Annotated in this window: 18 protein-coding genes and 1 pseudogene; 9 read left to right on the top strand and 10 right to left on the bottom strand. The window is 66.1% G+C overall.

From position 1 onward, the window contains the following. Positions 1-238 precede the first annotated feature (238 nt). Together HWX22_RS04245 and cblR are read right to left on the bottom strand one after the other, a co-directional pair. Positions 239-667: a PRC-barrel domain-containing protein gene (locus tag HWX22_RS04245; protein ID WP_059528861.1), complete on the bottom strand. Its 429-nt coding sequence runs from the start codon at positions 665-667 to the stop codon at positions 239-241. A 282-nt stretch (positions 668-949) separates the two neighbouring features. Continuing rightward, a complete protein-coding gene (gene cblR, locus HWX22_RS04240) occupies positions 950-1,657 on the bottom strand; it encodes a cable pilus system response regulator transcription factor CblR (protein WP_059815230.1) in 708 nt (235 codons plus the stop codon). Positions 1,658-2,019: 362 nt separating this feature from the next. Between cblR and HWX22_RS32220 the strand changes: the two genes are divergently transcribed. The 5 genes and pseudogenes from HWX22_RS32220 to HWX22_RS32205 all read left to right on the top strand — a co-directional run. Next, positions 2,020-2,157: a hypothetical protein gene (locus tag HWX22_RS32220; RefSeq protein ID WP_175980859.1), complete on the top strand. Its 138-nt coding sequence runs from the start codon at positions 2,020-2,022 to the stop codon at positions 2,155-2,157. Between the two features lie 42 nt (positions 2,158-2,199). Further along, positions 2,200-2,382, top strand: coding sequence for a hypothetical protein (locus HWX22_RS32345; protein WP_059815233.1), 183 nt, complete (start codon positions 2,200-2,202; stop codon positions 2,380-2,382). Between the two features lie 36 nt (positions 2,383-2,418). After that, on the top strand, positions 2,419-2,712 hold the full coding sequence (locus HWX22_RS32215) for a hypothetical protein (protein WP_175915049.1): 294 nt from the start codon (positions 2,419-2,421) through the stop codon (positions 2,710-2,712). 42 nt (positions 2,713-2,754) lie between these two features. Next, positions 2,755-2,898 carry a hypothetical protein gene (locus tag HWX22_RS32210; RefSeq protein ID WP_175915048.1) on the top strand — a complete coding sequence of 48 codons (144 nt, stop codon included), beginning with the start codon at positions 2,755-2,757 and terminating at the stop codon, positions 2,896-2,898. Between the two features lie 202 nt (positions 2,899-3,100). Beyond that, positions 3,101-3,223: pseudogene (locus tag HWX22_RS32205) on the top strand (hypothetical protein); the annotation flags it as partial. A gap of 100 nt (positions 3,224-3,323) precedes the next feature. On the opposite strand, the gene HWX22_RS04225 reads toward HWX22_RS32205, so the two are convergent. From HWX22_RS04225 to HWX22_RS04215, 3 genes are all read right to left on the bottom strand, one after another. Beyond that, positions 3,324-5,564, bottom strand: coding sequence for an ATP-binding protein (locus tag HWX22_RS04225; RefSeq protein WP_279610423.1), 2,241 nt, complete (start codon positions 5,562-5,564; stop codon positions 3,324-3,326). A gap of 600 nt (positions 5,565-6,164) precedes the next feature. After that, positions 6,165-7,295, bottom strand: coding sequence for a 3-deoxy-7-phosphoheptulonate synthase (locus tag HWX22_RS04220; RefSeq protein ID WP_059528867.1), 1,131 nt, complete (start codon positions 7,293-7,295; stop codon positions 6,165-6,167). A gap of 163 nt (positions 7,296-7,458) precedes the next feature. Continuing rightward, positions 7,459-8,766 (bottom strand): lipase family protein, encoded by a 1,308-nt coding sequence (locus HWX22_RS04215; protein ID WP_175915097.1) that lies wholly within the window; start codon positions 8,764-8,766, stop codon positions 7,459-7,461. Positions 8,767-9,140: 374 nt separating this feature from the next. Between HWX22_RS04215 and HWX22_RS04210 the strand changes: the two genes are divergently transcribed. Then, complete coding sequence (locus HWX22_RS04210) at positions 9,141-9,563, top strand: hypothetical protein (protein ID WP_175915096.1); 423 nt, start codon at positions 9,141-9,143, stop codon at positions 9,561-9,563. An 85-nt stretch (positions 9,564-9,648) separates the two neighbouring features. On the opposite strand, the gene HWX22_RS04205 is transcribed toward HWX22_RS04210, so the two are convergent. Beyond that, on the bottom strand, positions 9,649-10,359 hold the full coding sequence (locus HWX22_RS04205; RefSeq protein ID WP_175915095.1) for a YceH family protein: 711 nt from the start codon (positions 10,357-10,359) through the stop codon (positions 9,649-9,651). 401 nt (positions 10,360-10,760) lie between these two features. On the opposite strand from HWX22_RS04205, the gene HWX22_RS04200 reads away from it, so the two are divergent. Beyond that, a complete protein-coding gene (locus HWX22_RS04200; RefSeq protein ID WP_175915094.1) occupies positions 10,761-11,525 on the top strand; it encodes an SDR family oxidoreductase in 765 nt (254 codons plus the stop codon). 44 nt (positions 11,526-11,569) lie between these two features. Then, the gene (gene hutC / locus HWX22_RS04195) at positions 11,570-12,307 is read left to right on the top strand and encodes a histidine utilization repressor (protein ID WP_059818467.1); all 738 of its coding nucleotides are present in this window, start codon (positions 11,570-11,572) and stop codon (positions 12,305-12,307) included. A gap of 100 nt (positions 12,308-12,407) precedes the next feature. On the opposite strand, the gene HWX22_RS04190 is transcribed toward hutC, so the two are convergent. Beyond that, entirely contained in the window at positions 12,408-13,262 is an 855-nt protein-coding gene (locus HWX22_RS04190; protein ID WP_175910821.1) for a phytanoyl-CoA dioxygenase family protein, read from the bottom strand. Positions 13,263-13,293: 31 nt separating this feature from the next. Next, on the bottom strand, positions 13,294-14,097 hold the full coding sequence (locus HWX22_RS04185; protein WP_059528891.1) for an ABC transporter substrate-binding protein: 804 nt from the start codon (positions 14,095-14,097) through the stop codon (positions 13,294-13,296). Between the two features lie 616 nt (positions 14,098-14,713). On the opposite strand from HWX22_RS04185, the gene HWX22_RS04180 reads away from it, so the two are divergent. Beyond that, complete coding sequence (locus HWX22_RS04180) at positions 14,714-15,580, top strand: LysR family transcriptional regulator (RefSeq protein ID WP_059818469.1); 867 nt, start codon at positions 14,714-14,716, stop codon at positions 15,578-15,580. A gap of 59 nt (positions 15,581-15,639) precedes the next feature. Here the strand turns inward: HWX22_RS04180 and HWX22_RS04175 are convergent, their stop codons facing one another. Further along, a complete protein-coding gene (locus HWX22_RS04175) occupies positions 15,640-16,077 on the bottom strand; it encodes a nuclear transport factor 2 family protein (RefSeq protein WP_244135188.1) in 438 nt (145 codons plus the stop codon). Between the two features lie 106 nt (positions 16,078-16,183). Continuing rightward, complete coding sequence (locus tag HWX22_RS04170; RefSeq protein ID WP_175915092.1) at positions 16,184-17,368, bottom strand: amidohydrolase family protein; 1,185 nt, start codon at positions 17,366-17,368, stop codon at positions 16,184-16,186. Positions 17,369-17,408: the final 40 nt, after the last annotated feature.

Raw genomic sequence — 17,408 nt, 5'->3', positions numbered from 1 at the left:
GCGCCGGACCCGCGTGACGTCGATGCGTCGTGCCGCGTCTCGCGGAAGACACGGCGGTGGGCCGTAGTATTCCGCGCGACGGGGGAGGCTTACAAGCGCACAACTACGTATGCGAGGCTACGTAGAATTACGTAGCCAAGGGGTGAGAGCTCGGGTTGCGGCCGTGATCGACCGACGCGCGGCCGGACATGCCCCGCGGTTGGCCATGCCCGGCGCATTGCGCGCCGGGTCGGTTGCATCAGTGCTTGTCGTCGAGCTTCTTCGGCTTCGGCGGCGACGGCACCTTCGCGTACTGGAACGCGGGCGTTGCCTTCAGCGCGTCCTTCGTCGCGCCCGGCAGATAGATGTTGCCGTTGCGCACGTCGAGCGACGCGATCGGCACCGCGACGTCATGCGCCGCGACGCCCAGGAAACCGCCGGCCGACACGATCGCGGCCGACACCGAGCCGTCAGGCGCGACGATCAGGTCGCGCACCGTGCCGACTTTCTGGTTCTGGTCGTTGTACACGGCCTTGCCGAGCACGCTCTTCTTCACGCTCCAGCCTTCGAGTAGCGCCTGCGATTGCTCGACGGTGACGCTGAGTGGCTGGGCGCCCGCGATCTGCGCATGCACGTTGAGGCTCGATACGAGAACGGCGGCTGCGACGATTGTCTTGGTGAAAGCCATGCTGATTGCACTCCGGTTAGGTTGTTGTTGGTGCCGGGAGCGAAGCGGCGCGGGTGCGGTGGCGAATCGGTGAGCACCCCGCGCTTCGTCGATGCAGCAGCGGCCGGCCGCGCCGCCGCTGCGTGTGCGCGCAACGGGCCCGGACGGGCCCGTCGGTTAACGCAACACGGGTCATGGTAGCGCCAGTCGAGAAGTGCTGCCATGAGGCTGCATTGCACAGCGATGAACGAAGATCAATGTCGGCGTGAAAAATGCCGAGGGAGATTCGGAATCAGACGACGCTCAATGTTTCTCGAGCAGCTTGCGGGACGCGAACAATTCGGCATCGCTGCGGATGCCGAGCTTGCGATACGCCGATTGCTTTTGCGCGCTGATCGTCTTGCGGCTGCGGGAAAATTTCAATGCGATATCGGATACCGACATGCCCGCGAGATAACAGCGCAGCACCTCGTGCTCGCGCGGGCTCAGGCGCAGGTCGGCGGACACTTCCGATTCGGCCGCCGGCGCGTCGTCGCTGACCGCCGGTTTCGGCGCCGTCACACTCTGGACAGGCGTCGCACTCGCCATCACCCTGCCTGCCAATTCGGCACTGATATACGAACGTCCATCTGCGACCACACGGATCGCATGCACCAGTTCGCGAAGATTTTCGCTCTTGCCGAAGAAACCGAGCGCGCCTGCGCGCATCGTCATGTTGACGGTCGCGGGCGTATCGCTGCTCGACGTCATCAGGATCTTGCAATCCGGGAAGCGCGTGCTCACCAGCTTGACGAGATTGAGACCGTCGATCTCGTCCGGGCCCAGCGTGTAGTCGAGCAGCACGACGTCCGCGTGATTCGACTCGAGCCAGCCGATCAGATCGCGCGACCTCGCAAAGCTCGCCGCCACTTCGATGCCGGTCCTCTCCGTCAGATAACTGGCGATCCCGTGCTGGACGACGGCATGGTCGTCCAGGATCACGACGCGGATCGGTTGGAGCTCTGGTCTCATTACTACCCCTTTTGATTCTGGCGATACGGCCCATCAGCGGTTGGCCATTTCTTGCCATGGCAAACCGGAACGGATGATCCGGATTAGCTTACCGGCTTTCTGGATAATTTTTAACCCCGCCGGCTAAACAGCCGAGGTGCGAGTAGTCGTCGCGGACGCCATGCAGTCCGATTCGGCATCCGCAGCAGCGACAGCATGGGAAACGGCCCGCGCGCCCCGTCTCAGCCATCAGAACGGCGTAAGGCGCTGGCGCTGGCGCGACCCGCAACGAATCGCCGACGGCGCTCGCGTCGTCCAAAGGCACTGTTGCTGCCGGTGCTCCCGCCCGCACCGCGTTGCGTCGGCGCAACGGACCATTTGTGATGACGATCTCGCTCCGCGCATTTCTCACGCCGCTGCAGCGCCTGATACAGATCATCCCACCTGCGCAGTTCACGCTTGAGGCAAAGGCATGGATCGCCGCGCATCCGGTCGTGCGTGCCTGTGCCGCCCCACATTAGCGTCCGTTCAAATTTCGCGAATGCGGGAAGGTCGTTGGCGTCGTGTCGTCATATCTCGACGCGATTCCGCGAATCGGCGGACTGCGCGTCGAATATGTCGACAACGTATCGTGGGCCAATTCATACCCGGCTTTCATGTCGGGGAAGATCGACATGGCGCCGGACGCGTCAAGAAGCGCCGACATCTCGCGATACCGCAGTGGCACCATTGTCAGCCTGCCGTAGTTCGCCGGCACGATGGTTGTTGTCGCACCGGAGCCCTTGAATCTCTTCGTCGATCTTGAGAATCTGGCCGGCAAGCAAATCGCGACCAAGGGTAGCGGCGACTCGAATATGCGATCCGCGCATGTCGGCGTGCCGGTGATCCTGCTGACTTTCGACGACGAACGCGACGCGCGCGCGGCCATTCCCGCGCACGACACCGACGAAATTCCGCGTCAATGGATTGAAACGGCCGACTACGGCAAGCCTAGCCCGCAATCGATCGTCCATGACCGTCGCTGGCAAGTCGCAGCGGCCGGCACCATCCTGTTCGCGGTCCCATTCGTTTCGTAGCGCTCGCGCGTCGCAGCTGTGCGCAGCGAACTCGACAAGGCGATGCAACTCGTGTTCACCAGCCACGAGATCCGCAAGGCGGTGCATTCGATCCCGTCGTTGCTCGAACTGCTATCGCGCTCGCAACTAGCACCGAAGCAGGCTGGTCGCGCGGACGCGGCGTTGCTGCTTCGGAATCGCTGCTGACGTTGCTTGACGACGTCCTGGAATATTCGAGTCTCGAGTCTCGAAACGTGACGCTCGTGCCCGAGCCGACGCACGTCCGCGCATTGGCACAGCGCCGACATGGTACGCTGGCGCGTCGACGAGAAAAACCTGAGCCGGGAGCTCGAACTCGCGCCAGACTGAGCTGTGCGCGCCGATCGATCCGCTGCGCACGCGGCAGATCGTGCTGAACCTGCTTGCCAACGCGATCAAGTGCACGCCGGCTGACTCGGTTGCACTGCGCGTCGTTTATCTCGACGGCATACCGGGCCATGCCGGCTCGCTCGCGATCGAAGTCCGTGACACCGGTATCGGCATTCCGCCCGATCGCCAGCGTCGCATTTTCGATGCCCTACCAGTGCGTCGAGCCACCGGGCAGCCGTCGCGTGAACGACAGTGGACCGGGGCTATCGATCCGTCGCGAACGGGTCGACTTGATGAACGCCGTGGAATTCGCGAAGCCGCGTTTCGGCATGCAGCGCGACATTGGCGATATCGCCCAGTTTGGCCAGATGCGACGCCCCCGCAATCCGGTGCGAGGCCCGTGCGGCTGCGGCGAAATCGCGCGATAGCAATCCCTTGACAAGCACGTCGAGATCCTTCGCCACTTCGCGGTCATAGACCGCGTTGAGATCAGCGGCATCGTCGGTATGCGCCGCCTGTTCCATCTCGGCATACGCTGGGCACCACATCGCGATCAGCTGCCGCAACGTTTCGAGCCGCAGCGGCTTGCCCAGCACGCCGTCCATGCCGCTGTCGACGCAGCGCTCCCGATGCCCGTCGCCGGATACCGCGGAAATCCCGATGATCGGAACATGTCTGGCTTCGCGTGCCGACTCGTCCTGACGGATCATCTTCGCGAGCGCATAACCGTCGAAGTCCGGCAGATCGCTATCGAGCAACACGAGGTCGACACGGCCGCGCGCCAGTTGACGCAGCGCGTCCTCGCCGGTAGCGGCGCCGATGCCGACGCAGCCGAGTTCGTCGCATTGCTGCTGCAGCGCGAACTGCACGGTTTCGTGATCGTCGACAATCAGGATACGCGGCGAGTCAGGGTGAGCATATCCAGGCAGTGCGTCGACCAGCACGGGCATCGATGCGGCAGACCGCACCGGCAACGGCTCGTCCACTTCCGTGACCGGCAATCGCACCGTCATCGTCGTTTCGACGCGCGGCAGGCTTTGGACGGTGATCGTGCCGTGCATCAATGCGACCAGTTCACGGCAGATCGCGAGGCCAAGCCCGCTGCCGTTGACGTCCTGGTGAAGCGAGGCAGGCCCCTGCCAGTATGCGTCGAAAATGTGTTCGAGCCGTTCGGGCGCAATGCCGATGCCGGTATCGCGCACCGTGAGGGTCAGCGTGCCATTTTGCCCGTGGCGCCCCGAAACATGCTCGACGCGCAGCGTCACCGAGCCGGCGGATGTGAATTTGATTGCGTTGACGAGCAGGTTCAGCACGATCTGACGCACACGGACCGGATCGATTGAAACACGCACCGCCGGCGGACAAGCAACGTCAAGCACCAGCTCGAGCATCTTCTCGTCGGCACGCCAGCGCACCATGTCGACCGTATGCCGCGCCCACGACTCGAGCTCGACTGTCTGCATGGCAAGCCCGACCTTACGCGATTCGAGGCGAGAATATTCGAGGATATCGTCGAGCAGCGTCAGAAGCGTCTCCGATGCCGAGATCGCCGCATCCGCGCGATTCGCCTGTCGCCCGGTCAACCGCGAGCGCTGCAGCAATTCCAGCGACGACAGGATCGTATGCATCGGCGTGCGGATTTCGTGACTAACGAACGCGAGAAACGTCGCCTTGTCGTGCTCGCTGCGGATCGCGGCCACGCGCGACTTCCACGACAGGAATGCGAGCATCGCGAACGCCACCAGCGCGGCAGCGATCGCGAGCACCTGGGGCGCCCGGTAATGCAGGATCGCACGGATCGTCGGCTTGCCGTAATCGGCCATCTCGACCCAGTCGCGGGTGAGCTCCGCCGTCTTGCTCACGGGAATGGCCGCGAGAGACTTGTCGATGATCGATGCCAGGATCGGCAAGTCTGCCCGCGTGAGCATCGCCAGCGATACAGGGCGGTCAGCAAGCATCCCCGACATGTAAAGCTGCCCGGGAAACTGCCGCTGCACGATCGGCAGAATCGTGACGTCGACGCCGAGCGCGGCATCCGCCTCGCCGTTGGCAACCGCGGCGAGCGCGAGTTCCTCGGTGTCGAACGTAAGCACGTCGAGCATCACGCCGCTGTTGCGCGTGAAATACTCGACCGCGCCTCGCCCCTTGATCGCGACACGCCGGCCTTCGAGCCGCTTCAGGTTGAAGATCATCGCGGAGTCGTTGCGCGTGACGGCTGTCAGCCGGCCGACCAAGTAGGGCGCACTGACGAGAGCACCGGCGCCGACGCGGTCCGGCACCAGGTCGCGCCATACGCCGGGCAGCAGATCAACCTTGTGCGATGCAAGCGCCTCGTACGCGTGCCCCCATTCCGTGCCCGGCACCGTTGCGAACGTCAGCCCGGTCATTTTCGAGATTGCGTTCAGGTACCCCGCGACAAGGCCGGCATGGCTGCCGTTGCGCATGTATTCGATCGGATGCCAGTTCGCCTCGACTGCGATATTGACGACCGGGTGCGCGCGCATCCACTGAAGCTCCTCGTCAGTGAAGGTGGGCTTCCAAGAGGCGGTCGCGCCGTTCGCAGGGAGCGACGAGACAACGAGCCAAAGGAATATTGCGCGCAAGAGCAGGCGCGGTGCGGCGCGGCACGCGATAAGACGTCCTTCCATGTACGATACGGCGGCCGGAGCAAGTGCATCGGAGACCATGCACGGCATGCGCCGTCGGTTGAGGTTTGCAGATGTGTCGACTCTATCCGACGATCCGCAAATCGGCCGTCCATCCAATCCTATTTCGGACAGACGCCTTAGGAATTTGCCTAAATTTTGCCGGAGGCCATGGGATTCGTATTAGCAGGATCGCCCACGGCGCGGCCGCACGCCGCACGGCACCTCGGGCGCACGCGCCTGACAATTTGCGACGCGGCTGAACGAATGTCTCGTCGGCGTCGCCGCGATTCCTGTAGTTCGGATACCGCCGATATGCGACGTGCCGCAGGCCGAACACGCGCGCGAGAAGTTTCCGAGTGGCGCGGCACACGAGACAGATGAATCAACTTGCTCGGCACCAGTCTTAGTCGATGGGCCGACTTTGACGGCGGCGGGCATCAACCCGCCGCCGTCACCTCACGCATTGCGCGAATACACTCGCCGATGCCGCACCGCCTCCGCCAGCACGTCGAGCACCGGCTCCGTCTGCGTCCAGCTCAAACACGCATCCGTAATCGACACGCCATACTGCAACGGCACGCCGGGCTTCAGATCCTGACGCCCCGCCTCGAGATGACTCTCCACCATCACGCCGACGATCCGGTGCTCGCCCTGCGACAGCTGCCGCGCAAGATCCTGCGCGACTTCGATCTGCCGCTCATGCGACTTGTTCGAGTTCGCGTGCGAGCAATCGACCATCACCTGCTCGCGCAATCCGCTCTTGCGCAGCACCGCGCAGCTCGCCTCGACGTGCTCGGCATCGTAGTTCGGCCCGTTCTTGCCGCCGCGCAGGATCACGTGCGCGTCGTCGTTGCCGCGCGTCTCGAAGATCGCGGCCATGCCCATCTTCGTCATCCCCATGAACGCATGGCTCGCGCGCGCGGCGACGATCGCGTCCGACGCGACCTGCACGCCGCCGTCGGTGCCGTTCTTGAAGCCGATCGGGCAGCTGAGCCCCGACGCGAGCTGCCGATGGCTCTGGCTCTCGGTCGTGCGCGCGCCGATCGCGCCCCACGCGATCAGGTCCGCGATGTACTGCGGGCTCAGCAGGTCGAGGAATTCGGTCGACGCCGGCAAGCCGAGCGCGTTGATGTCGAGCAGCAGTTGCCGCGCCGCGCGCAGCCCTTCGTTGATGCGGAAGCTGCCGTCCAGGCGCGGATCGTTGATGTAGCCCTTCCAGCCGACGGTCGTGCGCGGCTTCTCGAAGTACACGCGCATCGTGATCAGCAGGTCGTCCTTCAGCGCATCGGCGGCCGCCTTCAGGCGACGGGCGTAGTCGAGCGCCTGGTCGTGGTCGTGGATCGAGCACGGGCCGACGACGAGCAGCAGCCGGTCGTCCCGGCCGTGCAGGATGTCGCCGATCGCGCGGCGCGTGTCCTCGACGAGCGTCTGCGTGGCGGCCGGCACCGGCAGCTCGTCCTGCAGCAGCGCGGGCGAGATCAGCGGACGCACAGCGCCAATGCGGACGTCGTCGATGCGCGTGGTGTCCTGCGTCGCGTCGGCGCTGCCTACCTCGCGATCGTGGGAAGGATTGTCGAGGTTCTGCATGGGGATTCTCCGGGGACGTCTGGAATGATGTGCAGGCTCGATTATGGCACTCGCGCGTGGCGGCAGCGAGGCGCGGCGGGGGAAGGCGATCGGCGTCAAGGCGCCGGATGAAAAAGGCGATCCGCGAAGGATCGCCGGGCGATTGCGTCGATGCGCGCGGCGGCTAGTGCAGCGTCTCGGGCGCGAGCGAATTGCTCGGCAACAACGCCGTCAGCGCGCAATTGCTCGGCGCGGCCTTGCCGCCGAAGCGGTCGTAGAGCCAGGGCAGCATCCCGGCCACCCACGGCGCGATCGCGCCCGCATGTTCGAGCGGATATTCGGTGTACACGACCGGCACGCCGCTGGCACAGAACTTCTGCGCGAGCGCGCGTACATCGTACGCGAGCATCACGCCGTCGCCCACCTGGCTACCGAACGTGCCGTCGAGCACGCCGGCCGTGCCCTGAACGATGTACATCGGAATCGTCGGCGACGCGGCCAGCCCGGCGTTCACCTTGTTCGCGTAGGTCACGTACGCCGGAATGCTGTTGATGTCGTTCGCGTATTGCGGCTTGAACAGCGTCGCCCAACGCAGCCCCGTGTATTTCGGCAGGATGTAGGCGAGCGACTGGTTCTGGATGTCGTTGAACACGGCGACGCCGCTGTCGCTCAGATACGGCGTCAGATCGAAGCCGAAGCCGCGCGACAGCCCGGCGAGCGCGGCCGCCGCGACGCCGCCCCAGACGATGCTGCCGTCGACGTAGCGCAGGTTGTGCGCGGGGTCGACCAGCACGCCGCCCTCGGCCGCGCCGACGAGCTGCTTGTTGACGTCCGGCGCGTAGCTCGGCGCGAGTTGCGCGGCCCAGTTCGTCGCGATCGCACCGCCGGAATAGCCGATCATCGCGACCTTGCTGGACGGCGCGAGGCCCGTCGACGGCGTGTTGAGCGCCGCGCGGATCGAATCGAGCGTCGTCATCCCGTATTCGGGGCCGGCAGCGAAGTCCGCCGTCTGGCCTTCGGTATCGGGCACGATCACGTTGTAGCCGAGCAGCAGCAGCGTCGACAGCGGGATCGATTCCGCGCTGTAGAGCAAGGTGCCGGCATTGATGATCTTCGTGACGTCGCGATCGCCGGCGATCACCTGCGACGGTTCGTCGTAAGGATTCAGCGAGTCGTAGGCCGACTGGTACGAGATCGCCCGGCCGTTGCTGACCGGGCTCCGGATCACCGACGTCACGTTGACGACCGGCCGGTTCTGCGCGTCGTTGGTGCGATACAGCAACTGCTGGGCGGTCACCGCGGTCGGCATTCCGGCCACGTGATAGGTGACGGTTCGCGTGTTGAGCACCGTGCCGGGTGGAATCGATTTCAACGGCGTGGCGCCCGTATACGTGTAGAACGGGTCGGTCACGGTGGCCGCGCTTGCATGAACCGACGACGTGGCGACGGCCAGCACGGCGGCCGCGATCGTCATCAAACGTTTGGAGGACATCGGAGTTGCCTCTGGGGATAACCTGCTTTTCATCGAGGAAGTTCGCTGTGTTGCGACTTGTCCGGATTGCGGTGTCAAGACGGGTTCCTGGCCATCGGCTGTCTCCTTTGAGTGAAGGGTCTCTTCTGTTTTCGTTATGTCATTTAGTAGGACTGCAAACCGGATGAATTGAAGCACAGCGAGAACGGAATCGATGCGGATTTCCCGTTGTTTGAAGGTAAACGCCTAAACCGCGTCGCGACGATCGCTCTCCGCGAGACGCTCCGGCCGTACGGCCGAGTGTCGCGTATCACCGAGGTACCGTACGATCACGACTGTCCGCCGCCGATGGTGCCTCACGTTCGGCGCGAGCCATCCACGACTCTCACGCAAATATGAAAAAGACACTTGCCGCGTTGCTGGTGTGCATTGCGTTGCCTGCGTCGGCCGAGGTCAGCACCGAGGTGCTGTGCTTCAGGACGACCGGCGACAAACCCGTGCGCTTCGAATTGCGCACGTATTACGACGACGTGGCGAAGTGGCAAGGGGGCGTCGTCCGCTACGCGAAATCGAAGACGTCGATTCCGCTGCTGCTCAAGCACGTGGATCAGGAAGCACTCGCGGAAGGCCGCCCGTACCAGTTCACGACGACGTGGTGGGAAATGGTCGACGGCAAGATCAACGGCGAATACGAAATGATGAGCCAGGGTGCGATCGTCTATTCGATGACGTACACCAATGCGCGCACCGGCAAGAAGACCGATTTCGCGTGGGCGCAGGACGTCGATGCGTCCGAGAAGACGGGGTGCCGCTGGTAGCGCAGGTTCGAGCGGTGTCGGGAGGTGCGTTCGTCAGCCGGCGCGCCCAGATCCGCGCCGGTGTCGAGTTGGCTCGGGCGGGAGGTCAGCCGGCGTCGCCCGGGGTCTCGACGTCGATCCCGAGTTCGGTCGCCATGCGCTGAACGAGCGCGTTCAGCCGCGCCACTTCATCCGCAAGCCGCTTTTGTTCGGCCTTCAGCGCCTCGAACTCGGACGGCGGAACGGAATCCGCGCCGCCGCCGGCATCCGAACCGGCGAAGTCGGCGACGTTCACCTCGCCGCACATCAAGTGCATCCAGCGATTCTCGCGCGCACCGGGCGCGCGCGGCAACCGGACGACGAGCGGCTGCGCACGCGCCGCGAGTTCGTCGAGAAACGCCTCGACCGACGAGATGTCGGCGAAACCGTGCAGGCGTGCGCTGTTCAGGCGCAGTTCGGCGGCCGTCTGCGGGCCGCGCAGCAGCAGGATCGTCAGCAGCGCGATCGCCTGGCTCGGAATCCCGAGCACACGGTTCATGTTGTGCTCGAAACGCGGCACGCGGCTGCTGCTTCCTTCCATCACGAGGCTCAGGTGCTTGAGCCCGTCGAGCGCGGTCGTGACCTCGTCCTCGCTGACGTTCATCACCGGCGAGCGCGCGGTCTTCTGGTTGCAGCCCGAGGTCAACGCATTCAGCGAGAGCGGATAGGTGTCGGGCACGGTGTGCTGCTTCTCGACGAGCACCCCGAGAATGCGGGCCTCGAGGGGCGTAAGTTCGCGCAAGGCGCGTGGCGTGGGCATGTCCGGCGTGGTGTTCATGGATGCGTCGCAGCGTGCAGCAAGTGAAAGGAAACAGTCGCGCCCCGTCCGGCGTCGCGAACGGGCGAGCCATATGATAGCTCGCGACGTGGTGCCCGGCGCCACGCGCCGCCATGGCGTGCGGACTTGCCGCAGTCCGCTTTCGTCCAACGTATCGGCCGCGCGGCGGTGCATGCGTTCGACGTCGCGAATTCACGCACCGCGCCCGCGCGCGGCGTCGCCCGCGTTTGCGCGTCGCGCGGGCCGGCGCTACGATACGCGTTCACTTTTGGAAATGCCGCGCCGCACGCGGCCGACTTCGGCCGCCACGCCGGCGCCGCGCATCGCCCGTCCCGCACGCCGTGCCGCGGCGCATGCGCGCCACGCGTCAACACGCTTCATCCGTTCACTCATTCATCGCCATGACCGCATCCATTTCAGCGCCGCACGTGCGCGCCATCGTCACCGGACACACGCGCGGCCTCGGCGCGTCGCTCGCCGAACAACTGCTGCAGGAAGGCATCGCCGTGCTCGGCGTGTCGCGCAGCCGTCATCCGTCGCTCGCCGCGCAGGCCGGCGACCGTTTCGCCGACATCGAGCTCGACCTGTCGGACACGTCGGCCGTCGCGGCTTGGCTCGCCGGCGACACGCTACGCCGCTTCGTCGACGGCGCGTCGATCGTGCTGCTCTTCAACAACGCTGGCATCGTCGATCCGATCGGCCCGCTCGACGCGCAGGACGCCGCGCTCGTCGCGCGCGCGGTCGGCGTGAACGTCGCGGCGCCGCTGATGCTGTCGGCCGCGCTCGTGCAGGCGGCGGCGGCGCCGACCGAATGCCGGATCCTGCACGTGTCGAGCGGCGCCGCGCGCAACGCGTATGCGGGCTGGAGCGTCTACTGCGCGACCAAGGCGGCGCTCGATCATCACGCGCGCGCCGTCGCGCTCGACGCGAACCGCGCGCTGCGGATCTGCAGCGTCGCGCCGGGCGTCGTCGACACCGGCATGCAGGCGACGATCCGCTCGACCAGCGAAGCGAACTTCCCGATGCGCGAGAAATTCGACCAGTTGAAGTCGAGCGGCGCGCTGTCGACGCCCGAGGCGGCCGCGCGGCAATTGATCGGCTATGCACTGAGCGACGCGTTCGGTTCGGTGCCGACGGCCGACGTTCGCGAATTGCCCGCAACCTGATCCGGGATAGAATTTTGCGGTTGCCTTTCCCCGAGGATCCCCCGATGGTCACGAAGACCACCGCTCCGTTCCAGCAGATCAAGACGCTCGTCCGCCAGAATGTCGACGCGGGCGACTGGCGCCCGGGGGACCGCATTCCGTCCGAACTCGATCTTGCCGCGCAATTCGGCGTCGCGCGCATGACGGTCAACCGCGCGCTGCGCGAGCTGACCGAGGAAGGCGTGCTGAAACGCATTGCGGGCGTCGGCACCTTCGTCGCCGAGGTGAAGCCGCAGTCGAACCTGCTGATGATCGCGCACATCCGCGACGAGATCCGCGCGCGCGGCCACGAATATCGCTGCCGCGTGCTCAGCCAGTCGCGCGAGCCCGCGTCGTTCGACGTCGCGGCCGCGTTCGGGCTAGCGGTCAACACGCCGGTCTTTCATGTGGTGTGCGTGCACGAGGAAAACGGCCGCCCGATCCAGTTGGAGGATCGCTACGTGAACCCGGCCGCCGCGCCCGAATTCATCGACCAGGATTTCCAGGCCGAGCCGCCGTCCGAATACCTGTTCAACAACGTGTCGCACTACGAACTGGAGATCGAGCACGTGGTCGACGCGTCGCTGCCGACCGGCGAACAGGCGCGGCTGCTCGACATGCGCGCCGACGAGCCGTGCCTCACGCTCACGCGCCGCACCTGGACGAACGGACTGCCCGTCACGTTCGTACACTTCCTGCATCCCGGCAACCGCTATCGGCTCGGCTCGCGCTTCAAGCCGGGCGCCGGGCGGCACCAGACCTGAACCTCCCGCGACGCTCGAAAACGACCACGCGCGGCGTCCGCTTCATCGCGAAGCGGACGCCGCGCGCGTGATGTCACCTGATGTCGTCGCGATCCGCCGCTTACGCCCGGATCGCCCCGACCTGCCCCGCGCCGCGCGACCACACGACCGGAAACAGCGGGTGCTCGAGCGGCGCGCCGTCCGGCAGTTCGTCCGCGAGCCCCGGGAAATCGGGCGACGTCTTCCAGCGGCGCGGCGCGTGACGGATGTCGTCGCCGACGAAGCGGATCGAGAACGCGCGCCGGCGGTTCTGCGTCCCGCCCGACGCGTGCAGCGTCAGCATCCGGAAGCACACCATGTCGCCCGGCTCGAGCGCCCAGTGGCGGATCGGGAACGCCGAACGGTCGGCCTCGATGTCGGGCAGGTCGGCGAGGCTGCCTTCCGGGAACCACTTCGCCTCCTTGTCCATGAACGTGCGCGGCATCAGCCACGGCCCCCGGTGCGAACCCGCGACGAACTCCAGCGTCGATTCGAGCGGCACCGGATCGACCGGAATCCACATGCTGACGTTGTCGTCGCCTTCGATGTTGTAGTACGGCTGGTCCTGATGCCACGGCGTGCGCTGCCGCGTGCCGGGCTCCTTCACCAGAAGATGGTCGTGATGCAGCCGCACCGTCCGCGTGCCCATCAGCGCGGCGGCCACCGACGGCGCGGGCGAGCGCACGATGAAGTCGCGGTACGCGTCGTTGTGCTGCCAGTTGCAGAAGTCCTCGAAGAACCAGCCCGGGTCGTCGGGCCGGCTCGCGACCTTCGCGCGCTCGCTCGGCTGCGCGAGGTTCGCGTCGATGCCGGCACGCAGCGCGGCCACTTCGCCGGGCGAGAAGATGCCCTTGATGCAGACCGCGCCTTCTTCACGGAAGGCGGCGATCAGTTCGGGCGTCACGGCTGTCGCGACGCGATCCTGGATACTCGTCATGGCTTGCCTGTCGATTGAATGCGTCACGGGGTCACGGTGCGGCGGTCAGCTGCTGCTTCGCGCCGTAGATGTCGAAGTCGAAGTATTTCGCGGCGATCTTCTGGTACGTGCCGTTCGCGCGGATCGCGGCGATCGCGTCGTTGAGCCGCTTTTTCATCTCGGCGTCGCCCTTGCGCACGCCCATCGCGACGCCGTAGCCGGTGATGCGCACGTCGGTCACGTCGGGGCCCGCGAACGCGTAGCCCTTGCCGCGCGGTGTCTTCAGGAACGAATAGCCGGCCTGCGTCTTGTCCTGGAAGGTCGCGTCGAGACGGCCGTTCACCAGATCCTGATACACCTGGTCCTGGTTCTGGTACGACACGATCGTCACGCCCTTGGTCGCCCATTCGGCCTTCGCGTACGCCTCCTGCGTCGTGCCCTGGTCGATCCCGACGCGCTTGCCGGCGAGCGACGCGGCGGTCGGCAGCAGTTTCGAGCCGGCCGGCGCGACGAGCGCACCCGGCGACGCGTACAGCTTGTTCGAGAAGTCGATCTGCTTGAGCCGCTCGTCGGTGGCCGTCATCGCGGACATGATCACGTCGAACTTGCGCGCGCGCAGCGCCGGAATCATCCCGTCGAAGCCCTGCTCGACCCACACGCACTTCGCGCGCAACTGCTCGCAGATCGCGTTGCGAAGGTCGATGTCGAAGCCGGCGAGCGAGCCGTCGGGCTGCTTCGCCTCGAACGGCGGATAGGTAGGATCGATGCCCCAGCGGATCGTCGCCGTGTCCTGCGCGACCGAGACGAGCGGCGCGAACGCCAGCGCGGAAACGACGAGCTTTGCAGTGCGGTTCATGGTGTGTCCTTGTGGTCTCGACGCGGCGGGCGAGCGCCGGGCGTCCGTTGGGGAGCGTCGTGCCGGCAGGCCCGGCGCGGTACGCGAAAGACTGGGACTTCGATGAAACTGCGATGCAGTCTAGACCGCTCGATTTTCGAGCGCAAGGCGAAGAAATGAAGGCGGAGTGGACGGGCGGGAATTACGCGGAGAAATCGCGCAGAAAGAGCGATCTAACCCACAAAATATAGAAACTTGCCGGGAGTTTGCGCGTGTTCAGGCGTTTACCCGGTAATGCGCACAGCCAACGGAGAGCGTATTCGATCGGATATCCACAAGCCGGGACGATCAGAAATCGCTGGCAAATCAGACCGTCACTCTTCGCGAGTTACCTTGGCCGCGATTCCGACCTATACCGCATCGATGCCACGGTCGAACCGACTCATGTGATCGGCGTTCATACCCGCCCGCACTGCTTCCACATCATCGCCGCCCGTGCACCGCAATCAGCCGCGCCGCGCCGCCGGTCCCCGGGCGCCGGGTCCGGCGAAACCGCGATTGCCCACGGGCTCGGCCCATGTTAAAAATCGTCGCGCGTATTTGAAAATGAAATGTTGCAAGCCGAAAAAGTGCGGATATGAATAGACCTTTGTTCGACCTCGACCTGTTGCGCGCGCTCGTGATGGTCGCCGACTGCGGCAGTTTCACGACCGCGTCCGCGCGCCTGCATTCGACGCAGTCGACGGTCAGCCAGAAGGTGCGGCGGCTGGAGGAGATCGCGGGGCATCGCCTGCTCGACCGCGGCACGCGCGACGTGCGGCCGACCGACGCCGGCGTGACGGTGCTCAGCTACGCGCGGCGCATGATCGCGCTGAACGACGAGATGCTGGAGGCGCTGTCGGGCGCGACCGTCGCGCTGACGATCCGGCTCGGCGTGCCCGACGATTTCGCGGCGGGCCGCACGACCCATGCGCTCGCCGCGTTCAAGCGCGATCATCCGCAGGTGAAGCTCGAGGTGATGTGCGGGCTGAGCCGCGACATCTGCGCGGCCTATGATCGCGGCGAGCTCGATCTCGCGCTGATCAAGCAGCGGCGCGACAGCCGCGAGGCGGTGGCGCGCTGGCCGGAGAAGCTGCGCTGGATCGACAGCGCGCAACATCCGACGATCGACCTCGATCCGGTGCCGATCGTCGTGTTTCCGCCGCGCGGGCTCTATCGCGACGACATGATCAAAGCGATCGAGGAACGCGGCCGCCGCTGGCGGATCAGCTTCACGACGTCGAGCCTGAGCGGCATCCAGGCGGCCGTCGCGGACGGGCTCGGCATCAGCGTGCTGCCCGCGCGCGTGGTGACCGACGACCACGTGGTGCTGACCGAGGAACACGGCGGCTTCGCGCCGATCGAGAACATGGACATCGCGATCCTGCATCGGCCGACGGCCGATCCGATGGTCAGCGAACTGACGAAGGCGCTCGCGGCGATGCTGGAGCACGAAGAGGATTGAGCGCGGCGATGCGGGTCCGCATCAACCGAGCAACCGCGTAACCGTGGAATGCACGCGCATCAGAACATCGTGTTCCCGTTCGCCGCCTGCTCCGGCACCGGCTGGTTCACGTCCCAATGCTCGACGATCTTGCCGTGCTCGAGCCGGAAGATATCCATGATCGCGCTACCGCGCGTGCCGGGTTCGCGCACCGCGTTCACGTGCAGGATCACGTAGTCGCCGTCGACGAACGACCGCTTGATCTCGCTGTGCGACTGCGGATACTTGTCGCGCAGAAACGCGACGAACTTGCGGAAGCCGTCGCGGCCGTCGGCCGCGTTCGGGTTGTGCTGCACGTATCGGTCGCCGACATAGGCGAGCGCGGCATCCGCATCCTTCTCGTTCAGGCCTTTCTCGTAAAACGCGAGCACCGTGCGGCGATTCGCTTCCTGCCGCGCGTCGTCGGGGCCGGCCGCCATCGCATGCGCGGCCGTCGCCGCGAACGTTGCCGCCGCCATCCATCTGGCGGCGCGTGCCGCCCTCGTGCGCGTGCATCGCATCGTCGTCTCCCCGGAGATCAGGCTGAAGAAGGCCCGATCATACCGGCACGATGCGGCGCTCGGCTCAGACCAGCACGCCGTTGCGCGCGACGATCTTCCCCGACGACACGACAAGCCGCCGCGTCGGCCGCGCGACGACGGCCTCGGCGAACGTCAGCGCATCGACGAGCACGACGTCCGCACGCTTGCCCGCCTCCAGACCGTAGTCGGCGAAGCCGCAGCCGCGTGCCGCGCCGTGCGTCACGCAATCGAGCGCGACTTCGAGCGCGTCGTCGCGGCGGAAATCGTTGCGCATGCCGATCAGCATCGCGCGTTCGAGCATGTCGGGCGAACCGTACGGCGTCCACGTATCGCGCACGCCGTCGTTGCCGCCGATCACGGTCACGCCGGCCGCGCGGCACGCAGCGACCGGCGGCACCGGCACCGCGGCCGGCGCGGTCGTGACGATCGCGACGCCGAGTTCGGCCATCCGCGCGAGCAGCGCGTCGCGCTCGCGCTCAGCGATGTCGCCGAGGCAGAAGCCGTGGCTGATCGTGACCTTGCCCTGCATGCCGAGCGCGGCGGTGCGCTGCAGGATCAGGTCGAGCGAGTACGCGCCCATCGACCCGCGCTCGTGCAGGTGCAGGTCGAGCCCGCGGCCGTGACGCTCGGCAATCCCGAACAGCACGTCCACCGCCTCGACCGGATCGCCTTCGATCGCGCACGGGTCGAGCCCGCCGAGCAGGTCGGCGCCCGCGCCGAGCGCGTCGGACAGCAGCGCGGCGGTGCCGGGCCGCTTCAGCACGCCCGACTGCGGAAACGCGACGATCTGGATCTCCACCTGGTCGCGCAGCGTCTCGCGCGTCGCGAGCACGCCGCGCAGATGCCGCAACCCGGCCTCGGTGTCGATGTCCACGTGCGTGCGAATGCGCGTCGTGCCGGCCGCGAGGAACGCGCGCGACAGCGCGAGCGATGCGGCGCCGGCATCATGGCCGCTCGTCGCGCGGTAGTTGCGTTCGTTCTCGATGCGGTCGACGAGGCGCGGCCCCACCGCGTTGCGATACCACGGCATCCCCCATTGGGTCTTGTCGAGGTGCGTGTGGCCTTCGACGAGGCCGGGCAGCGCGAGCGCGCGCGCGCCGTCCTCGATCGCGCAGCCGGCGGGCGCGTCGAGCGACGGGCCGACGCGCGCGATGCGCTCGCCTTCGATCAGGATGTCGAGCGCTTCGTCGGCGTGCGTGCGGACGTTGCGGATCAGCAGGTTCGTCATGTCGGTTCCGGTGTGGTCGGTCAGTGCAAGGCCGTCACGA

Source organism: Burkholderia sp. BCC1638, assembly GCF_902833195.1.
GTDB lineage: Bacteria > Pseudomonadota > Gammaproteobacteria > Burkholderiales > Burkholderiaceae > Burkholderia > Burkholderia diffusa.
Note: the sequence above shows the minus strand (reverse complement) of the source record. Positions and strands in the feature narration are given on the sequence as shown.